The organism is Streptomyces sp. NPDC057099 (assembly GCF_042671245.1).
GTDB classification, from domain to species: Bacteria; Actinomycetota; Actinomycetes; order Streptomycetales; family Streptomycetaceae; genus Streptomyces; species Streptomyces purpurascens.
In genome coordinates, this window is the sequence record NZ_JBHUTX010000106.1 from 1 (window position 1) to 4,130 (window position 4,130).

Here is a 4,130-nt window from a genome sequence, read left to right on the forward strand (position 1 = left end):
ATGGATCCGCAGCAGCGGCTGTTGCTGGAGACCTCGTGGGAGGCGTTCGAGCGTGCGGGCATCGACCCGGCGTCGCTCCGCGGCACCGACACCGGTGTGTACGTCGGCACGTCCCTCGGCGAGTACGGGCCCCGTCTGTCGGAGCCGGCCCAGGGCGCCGACGGGTACGTACTGACCGGCAGCGCGGGGAGTGTCGCCTCCGGCCGTATCGCCTACACCCTGGGCCTGGAGGGTCCGGCGGTGTCCGTGGACACCGCATGCTCCTCCTCGCTCGTGGCGTTGCATGTGGCGGTGCAGTCGTTGCGTCAGGGGGAGTGTTCGCTGGCGTTGGCGGGTGGTGTGACGGTGATGTCGAGTCCGGGGGTGTTCCTGGAGTTCTCGCGTCAGCGTGGTCTTTCGGTGGATGGGCGTTGTCGGGCGTTTTCGGCGGATGCGGAGGGTACGGGGTGGGGTGAGGGTGTCGGTGTCGTGGTGTTGGAGCGGTTGTCCGAGGCGCGGCGGCGTGGGCATCGGGTGCTTGCGGTGGTGCGGGGTTCGGCGGTCAATCAGGATGGTGCGAGTAATGGTCTGACGGCTCCGAACGGGCTTGCGCAGGAGCGGGTGATTCGGCAGGCGCTGTCGAATGCGGGTCTTGGCGCGGGGGATGTCGACGCTGTCGAGGCGCACGGCACGGGGACCCGGCTCGGCGACCCCATCGAGGCCGAGGCACTCCTGGCGTCGTACGGGCGCGCCCGGCCCGAGGACCGGCCGCTGTACCTCGGCTCCGTCAAGTCGAACATCGGGCACTCCCAGGCCGCCGCCGGTGTCGCCGGTGTCATCAAGATGGTGATGGCGATGCGTCACGGCGTGCTGCCGAAGACGCTCCACGCCGACACCGCGTCGCCGTTCGTCGACTGGGCCTCCGGCGCGGTGCGGCTCCTCACCGAGCCGACCCCCTGGCAGCGGGGCAGCGACCCGCGCCGGGCAGGGGTCTCCTCCTTCGGGATCAGCGGCACCAACGCCCACGTCATTCTTGAAGAACCCCCGGCCTCGGAGTCGGCTCCGGCTCCGGCTCCGGCCCGGGCGTCCGGCCCGGCCCTGGCGTCAGCCCCGGCCCCTGCCCCGGCCCCGTCCGAGCCGGAGCGACCGGAAGGCGGAAGCGCCGCGCCCCGGCCCCTCGTGCTCTCCGCGAAGACCCCCTCCGCCCTGCGCGAGCAGGCACTGCGGCTCGCGCGCCACCTGGGCGGCGAGGACGCGCCGAGCACCCTGGACGCGGCGTACACCCTCGCCACCGCCCGTGCCGTCTTCGAGCACCGCGCGGTCGTCCTGGGCGCCACCCGAGCGGAGCTGCTGGACGGACTCGCGGCGGTGGCGGCCGGTGCGGAGGGGGTCATCGCGCCCTCTGCCGATCCCGCGGGGCAGGGGAGCGGGCCGGCGGCGGCGCTCGCCGGGGAGTTCGCCCGGGGTGAGGACGTGGACTGGACCCCGCTCTTCGCCGACGGGACGGCTCGCGCCGTCGAACTGCCCACCTACCCGTTCGCCGGCGAGCGCTACTGGCTCGCGCCCTCCTCTGTCTCCTCTTCCTCTCCGTCCTACTCTTCGTCTTCCTCTTCGTCTTCGACCTCGGCGCCGGTGCTGCCCGCGGCAGACGAGGCCGAGCGGCGCTTCTGGGCCGCTGTACGGGACGGGGACCCGAGGGCCCTCGCGACGGAACTGGGTCTCCTGCCGGACTCCGGCCCCGGCCGCCTTGACGGGGAGGAGGGGCCGGACGCGCCTGAGCTCGCCGCGCTCGGCGCGGCGCTGCCCGCGCTCTCGCGGTGGGACGGCCGGCGGCGCTCCGAGGCCGCCGTCGACGCCCTGACGTACCGGATCCGCTGGCAGCGCGTGGACACCACCGCCGGAGCGGTCGTCGGCGGGACCTGGCTCCTGGTCGTGCCCGAGGGGGCAGGGGAGCACCCGTGGGCCGTCGCTGCAGGGGACGCGCTGACCGCGCGTGGCGGCACCGTACGCACGGTTGCCGTGGACCCGGGGGCGGATCGCGAGGAGATGAGCGCCCTGTTGCGCCCGCACCTCGACGAGGCACGCCCGGTCGGTGTGCTGTCCTTCCTGGCCTTCGCCGAAGGCCACGCGCCCGGACACCCGGCCGTGCCCGCCGGCCTCGCGGCCACCCTCGCGCTGACCCAGTCGCTGGGCGATCCGGCGGCAGCCCGTACGCGCGTCTGGTACGCGACGACCGGCGCCATGGCCACCGGGGTGGAGGACCCGTCCATCGACCCCGTCCAGGCACAACTGTGGGGACTGGGGCGGATCGTGGCCCTGGAGCTCCCCGAGCGGTGGGGTGGTCTCCTCGACCTCCCCGAGCGGCCCGACCCGGCCACCGTCGAAAGGCTCGGAGCCGTACTCGCCGGGGCCGTGCGGGGCCAGGTCGATGCCGATGCCGACGTCGACGCCGAGGCTGATGGCGATGTCGTGGGTACAGAGGACCAACTCGCCCTGCGCCCCGGCGGCGAGGTCCGCGCGCGCCGACTGGTGCCCGCCCCCCTGCGCAGGCTTGCCCACCGTGGCCGGCCGCGCCCCGGCGGCACCGCCCTCGTCACCGGCGGCACCGGCGCTCTCGGTGCCCTGGTCGCCCGCCGGCTGGCCGAGGCGGGCGCCGGCCACCTGCTGCTCGTCAGCAGGAGCGGCGAACGGGCCGCTGGAGCGGAGGAGCTGCGCAGGGAGCTGACCGAACTCGGCGCGCGCGTCACGTTCGCCGCGTGCGACGTCGCCGACCGCGACGCCCTCGGGCGCGTCCTGGCGGGCGTACCGGACGAGCTTCCCCTGACCACCGTCGTGCACACGGCCGGACAGCTGGACGACGCCCTCCTCGACGCGCTGACCCCCGCCCAGCTCGAACGCGCCCTGGCCGCCAAGGCGTCGGGTGCCCGCAACCTCGACGAGCTGACCCGTGACACCGAGCTGGACGCCTTCGTCCTCTTCTCCTCCGTCGCCGCCACCTGGGGCATGCCCGGCCAAGGCGGTTACGCCCCTGGCAACGCCTTCCTCGACGCGCTCGCCGAGCGGCGCCGCGCAGCCGGGCTGCCGGCCACCGCCATCGCCTGGGGTCCGTGGGCGGGCGCCGGGATGGCCGCGAGCACAGCCGTGGCCGACGAGTTCGAGCGCGTCGGCCTCGGCCGACTCGGCGCCGAGCAGGCCCTGGCGGCCCTCGACCGGGCCCTGGACGCGGACGACGTGTGCGTCACCGTCGCCGACGTCGACTGGGACCGTTTCCTCTCCGCGGCCACGACGGGGCGACTCCGGCCCCTGTTCGGCGAGCTCCCCGAAGCGAAGCGCGCCCGCCGCGAGACCGCGGGCGGCGGCGCGGAGCCGGCCCGCGCGGGCCTGGTGTCCCGGCTCGCCGGTCTGGATGCCGCCGAGCGCGAGCAGGAGGTGTCCGGCCTCGTCCGTGGTCTCGTGGCCGGAGTCCTCGGCTTCGCCTCGCCCGAACGCGTCCGTGACGGGCGCCCGTTCTCCGAACTGGGCCTCACCTCGCTGACCGGCGTGACGCTGCGCAACCAGCTCGCCGCCGCGACCGGACTGCTCCTGCCCGCCACCCTCGTCTTCGACCACCCCACCCCGAAGGCGGTGACCCGCTTCCTGCTTTCGCTGCTCACCGGCGAAGGAGAGGAAGGCGGGGAAGGCGCCGAGGGCGGGGCAGGCGGTCGAAGCGGCGCAGGCGGGGAGAACGGGACACGTGGGGGAACCGGGGACGCCCGCGGGGGCGTCGTCGCCGGCTCCTCGCGCGCCTCGACCGACGCCGACCCGATCGTCATCGTCGGCATGGCCTGCCGATACCCCGGCGACGTCACCGGCCCCGAGGACCTGTGGGAGCTCGTCGCCACCGGTGGCGACGCCATCGGCGCCATGCCGAGCGACCGCGGCTGGGACGTGGACCGGCTGTTCCACCTGGAGCCCGGCCGGCCGGGGACCACGTACACCCGGCACGGCGGATTCCTTTACGGGGCAGCCGAGTTCGATGCGGAGTTCTTCGGGATCAGTCCGCGTGAGGCGTTGGCGATGGATCCGCAGCAGCGGCTGTTGCTGGAGACCTCGTGGGAGGCGTTCGAGCGTGCGGGCATCGACCCGGCGTCGCTCCGCGGCACCGACACCGG

At 74.8% G+C, this 4,130-nt stretch carries 1 protein-coding gene; it reads left to right on the forward strand.

What is annotated here, in order from left to right:
• A partial coding sequence (locus ACFT4A_RS42275) for an SDR family NAD(P)-dependent oxidoreductase (protein WP_382841998.1) occupies nucleotides 1-4,130 on the forward strand: 4,130 nt, incomplete at both ends.